Origin of the sequence: Acinetobacter modestus (genome assembly GCF_014636095.1) — a bacterium.
Classification (GTDB): Bacteria; Pseudomonadota; Gammaproteobacteria; order Pseudomonadales; family Moraxellaceae; genus Acinetobacter; species Acinetobacter modestus.
In genome coordinates, this window is sequence record NZ_BMDV01000018.1 from 1 (window position 1) to 5,514 (window position 5,514).

Genomic DNA, 5,514 nt, shown 5'->3' on the forward strand with positions numbered 1-5,514 from the left:
GGGGTGTTTAGTATTTAAAAGCTGGCGATGACTTACTCTCACATGGCAAACGCCACACTACCATCAGCGCTAAGAGGTTTCACTTCTGAGTTCGGGAAGGGATCAGGTGGTTCACTCTTGCTATTGTCGCCAGCAAACTGTTTTGGCTTTCGGTGGTCTTACTCTTGAACTTAATTTTAAGTTCTTTGCCACTTATTACCGAAAGAGTTATTAACGGATTAGATTATTGGGTCTGTATTGTAACTAGTTTTTACACTAAATCAAGTTGTGTATTGAATTTATCTTGAATACAACAACTGTTTGGGTGTTGTATAGTCAAGCCTCACGAGCAATTAGTATTGGTCAGCTTCACACGTCACCGTGCTTCCACACCCAACCTATCAACGTCCTAGTCTCGAACGGCTCTTTAGAGGAATAAATTCCTAGGGAAATCTTATCTTGAGGTAGGCTTCCCGCTTAGATGCTTTCAGCGGTTATCCCTTCCGAACATAGCTACCCGGCGATGCGACTGGCGTCACAACCGGTACACCAGAGGTTCGTCCACTCTGGTCCTCTCGTACTAGGAGCAGATCCTCTCAAATTTCCAGCGCCCACGGTAGATAGGGACCGAACTGTCTCACGACGTTCTAAACCCAGCTCGCGTACCTCTTTAAATGGCGAACAGCCATACCCTTGGGACCTGCTTCAGCCCCAGGATGAGATGAGCCGACATCGAGGTGCCAAACACCGCCGTCGATATGAACTCTTGGGCGGTATCAGCCTGTTATCCCCAGAGTACCTTTTATCCGTTGAGCGATGGCCCTTCCATACAGAACCACCGGATCACTAAGACCTACTTTCGTACCTGCTCGACTTGTGGGTCTCGCAGTTAAGCGCGCTTTTGCCTTTATACTCTACGCGTGATTTCCGACCACGCTGAGCGCACCTTCGTACTCCTCCGTTACTCTTTAGGAGGAGACCGCCCCAGTCAAACTACCCACCAGACATGGTCCTCGCCCCGGATTACGGGGCAGAGTTAGAACCTCAACATTACCAGGGTGGTATTTCAAGGACGGCTCCATTGGAACTAGCGTTCCAACTTCAAAGCCTCCCACCTATCCTACACAAGTAAGGTCAAAGTTCAATGTCAAGCTGCAGTAAAGGTTCACGGGGTCTTTCCGTCTAGCCGCGGGTACACTGCATCTTCACAGCGATTTCGATTTCACTGAGCCTCTGCTGGAGACAGCGCCGCCATCATTATGCCATTCGTGCAGGTCGGAACTTACCCGACAAGGAATTTCGCTACCTTAGGACCGTTATAGTTACGGCCGCCGTTTACTGGGGCTTCGATCAAGAGCTTCGCTTACGCTAACCCCATCAATTAACCTTCCAGCACCGGGCAGGCATCACACCCTATACGTCCACTTTCGTGTTTGCAGAGTGCTATGTTTTTAATAAACAGTTGCAGCGGCCTGGTTTCTGTGGCTGCCAATAGCTCAGGGAGCAAGTCCCATCACCGTCAGCAGCGTACCTTCTCCCGAAGTTACGGTACCATTTTGCCTAGTTCCTTCAGCAGAGTTCTCTCAAGCGCTTTGGTCTACTCGACCTGACCACCTGTGTCGGTTTCGGGTACGATTCCTGTGTAACTGAAGCTTAGAGACTTTTCCTGGAAGCATGGTATCAGCCACTTCACTGTACAAGTACAGCTTGCTATCAGTTCTCAGCATAGAGTACCCCGGATTTGCCTAAGATACATGCCTACAACCTTCCACCTGGACAACCAACGCCAGGCTGACTTAACCTTCTCCGTCCTCTCATCGCATTACACAGAAGTATTGGAATATTAACCAATTTCCCATCGACTACGCCTCTCGGCCTCGCCTTAGGGGTCGACTCACCCAGCCCCGATTAACGTTGGACTGGAACCCTTGGTCTTTCAGCGAACGGGTTTTTCACCCGTTTTGTCGTTACTCACGTCAGCATTCGCACTTCTGATACCTCCAGCATACTTCTCAATACACCTTCATCGGCTTACAGAACGCTCCCCTACCACTTGACTAATGTCAAATCCGCAGCTTCGGCACATAGTTTTAGCCCCGTTACATCTTCCGCGCAGGCCGACTCGACTAGTGAGCTATTACGCTTTCTTTAAAGGGTGGCTGCTTCTAAGCCAACCTCCTAGCTGTCTATGCCTTCCCACATCGTTTCCCACTTAACTATGATTTTGGGGCCTTAGCTGGCGGTCTGGATTGTTTTCCTCTTGACTACGGACGTTAGCACCCGCAGTCTGTCTCCCGGATAGTACTCATTGGTATTCGGAGTTTGCATCGGTTTGGTAAGTCGGGATGACCCCCTAGCCGAAACAGTGCTCTACCCCCAATGGTATTCGTCCGAGGCGCTACCTAAATAGCTTTCGGGGAGAACCAGCTATCACCAGGCTTGATTAGCCTTTCACCCCTATCCACAAGTCATCCCCTGGCTTTTCAACGACAGTGGGTTCGGTCCTCCAGTTAGTGTTACCCAACCTTCAACCTGCTCATGGATAGATCGCCTGGTTTCGGGTCTATACCCAGCAACTAAACGCCCTATTAAGACTCGATTTCTCTACGGCTCCCCTATACGGTTAACCTCGCTACTGAATATAAGTCGCTGACCCATTATACAAAAGGTACGCAGTCACCGAACAAGTCGGCTCCCACTGCTTGTATGCATGCGGTTTCAGGATCTATTTCACTCCCCTCACAGGGGTTCTTTTCGCCTTTCCCTCACGGTACTGGTTCACTATCGGTCAGTCAGGAGTATTTAGCCTTGGAGGATGGTCCCCCCATATTCAGACAAGGTTTCACGTGCCTCGCCCTACTCGTCATCATTGTGTGTGCCCTTTCGTGTACGGGAATATCACCCTCTACGTTCGCACTTCCCAGAGCGTTCCACTAGAACACACACAACTTAATGGGCTGCTCCCCGTTCGCTCGCCGCTACTAAGGGAATCTCAATTGATTTCTTTTCCTAAGGGTACTGAGATGTTTCACTTCCCCTCGTTCGCTTCATAAGCCTATGTATTCAGCTTATGATACCCGCCTTATAGCGGGTGGGTTCCCCCATTCAGAAATCTCCGGATCAAAGGATATTTGCCGCCTCCCCGGAGCTTATCGCAGGCTATTACGTCTTTCATCGCCTCTGACTGCCAAGGCATCCACCACATGCACTTAATTACTTGACTATACAACCCCAAACAGTCGTTAACACATACAAGTGAGTGTTATCGTTGCAAACTTAATTGCTACTGGTTTGTTGTCTGTGAACTTAATCACCATACAGCTTCAATCTAAATTCATATACCAAAACGCTTGATTCAGTGTTTTTGCTAGTTCTCATTTTGTTCTTGCGAACAAATGAGTGAACAATTTATTTCAGACTCAATTTTCTAATCTGTTAATGATTAACTACCACCTCGTCGGTGCGTAGTAAACTGTGATAAATCACAGAGATTAATAAACCAGTCAACTTGGACTGTATTCACTAAACTCTATAATCTTCTTAGCTTTGAATTAACTTAGTTTTACAAACTCTTTTAATTCATGGTGGAGACTAGGAGAGTCGAACTCCTGACCTCCTGCGTGCAAAGCAGGCGCTCTACCAACTAAGCTAAGTCCCCAGCTTATCACTTAATGAACGACATATCTTTCAGATTTGGTGGGTCTGACAAGACTTGAACTTGTGACCCCACGCTTATCAAGCGTGTGCTCTAACCAACTGAGCTACAGACCCTCAGATACATCTTCGAAGAACAACTTGTTGTGGATTCTTACCGATCGTCAATCTTTCGTTAAGGAGGTGATCCAGCCGCAGGTTCCCCTACGGCTACCTTGTTACGACTTCACCCCAGTCATCGGCCACACCGTGGTAAGCGTCCTCCTTGCGGTTAGACTACCTACTTCTGGTGCAACAAACTCCCATGGTGTGACGGGCGGTGTGTACAAGGCCCGGGAACGTATTCACCGCGGCATTCTGATCCGCGATTACTAGCGATTCCGACTTCATGGAGTCGAGTTGCAGACTCCAATCCGGACTACGATCGGCTTTTTGAGATTAGCATCCTATCGCTAGGTAGCAACCCTTTGTACCGACCATTGTAGCACGTGTGTAGCCCTGGCCGTAAGGGCCATGATGACTTGACGTCGTCCCCGCCTTCCTCCAGTTTGTCACTGGCAGTATCCTTAAAGTTCCCATCCGAAATGCTGGCAAGTAAGGAAAAGGGTTGCGCTCGTTGCGGGACTTAACCCAACATCTCACGACACGAGCTGACGACAGCCATGCAGCACCTGTATCTAGATTCCCGAAGGCACCAATCCATCTCTGGAAAGTTTCTAGTATGTCAAGGCCAGGTAAGGTTCTTCGCGTTGCATCGAATTAAACCACATGCTCCACCGCTTGTGCGGGCCCCCGTCAATTCATTTGAGTTTTAGTCTTGCGACCGTACTCCCCAGGCGGTCTACTTATCGCGTTAGCTGCGCCACTAAAGCCTCAAAGGCCCCAACGGCTAGTAGACATCGTTTACGGCATGGACTACCAGGGTATCTAATCCTGTTTGCTCCCCATGCTTTCGTACCTCAGCGTCAGTATTAGGCCAGATGGCTGCCTTCGCCATCGGTATTCCTCCAGATCTCTACGCATTTCACCGCTACACCTGGAATTCTACCATCCTCTCCCATACTCTAGCTTCCCAGTATCGAATGCAATTCCCAAGTTAAGCTCGGGGATTTCACATCCGACTTAAAAAGCCGCCTACGCACGCTTTACGCCCAGTAAATCCGATTAACGCTCGCACCCTCTGTATTACCGCGGCTGCTGGCACAGAGTTAGCCGGTGCTTATTCTGCGAGTAACGTCCACTATCCAGTAGTATTAGTACTAGTAGCCTCCTCCTCGCTTAAAGTGCTTTACAACCAAAAGGCCTTCTTCACACACGCGGCATGGCTGGATCAGGCTTCCGCCCATTGTCCAATATTCCCCACTGCTGCCTCCCGTAGGAGTCTGGGCCGTGTCTCAGTCCCAGTGTGGCGGATCATCCTCTCAGACCCGCTACAGATCGTCGCCTTGGTAGGCCTTTACCCCACCAACTAGCTAATCCGACTTAGGCTCATCATTTAGCGCAAGGTCCGAAGATCCCCTGCTTTCTCCCGTAGGACGTATGCGGTATTAGCATTCCTTTCGGAATGTTGTCCCCCACTAAATGGCAGATTCCTAAGCATTACTCACCCGTCCGCCGCTAAGATAAGGTGCAAGCACCTCATCTCCGCTCGACTTGCATGTGTTAAGCCTGCCGCCAGCGTTCAATCTGAGCCATGATCAAACTCTTCAGTTTAAAATCATTAGTAGCTTATGGCTACAAATCTTGGCTCATCAATTTTCTGACTAAAAATTCGCTCAAATAAACTTCGAGAAATTTCTACCATTCAATCAATGAAATATTTTCGATCGATCAACCAGTAAAAATCCACACAAGTTGTTCTTCTATTCTCTTAATGATCTT

General features: G+C 48.9%; 2 tRNA genes and 3 rRNA genes. All 5 read right to left on the reverse strand.

Features of this window, described 5'->3' with window-relative positions:
* Positions 1-19: 19 nt before the first annotated feature.
* Positions 20-134, reverse strand: a 5S ribosomal RNA gene (gene rrf, locus IEV17_RS16940).
* Between the two features lie 177 nt (positions 135-311).
* Positions 312-3,202: ribosomal RNA gene (locus tag IEV17_RS16945) — 23S ribosomal RNA — on the reverse strand.
* Positions 3,203-3,561: 359 nt separating this feature from the next.
* A tRNA-Ala gene (locus IEV17_RS16950) sits at positions 3,562-3,637 on the reverse strand.
* Positions 3,638-3,673: 36 nt separating this feature from the next.
* Positions 3,674-3,750, reverse strand: a tRNA-Ile gene (locus tag IEV17_RS16955).
* A 59-nt stretch (positions 3,751-3,809) separates the two neighbouring features.
* Positions 3,810-5,346 (reverse strand): 16S ribosomal RNA (locus IEV17_RS16960).
* The 16S, 23S and 5S rRNA genes sit together here with 2 tRNA genes alongside, the layout of an rRNA operon.
* Positions 5,347-5,514: the final 168 nt, after the last annotated feature.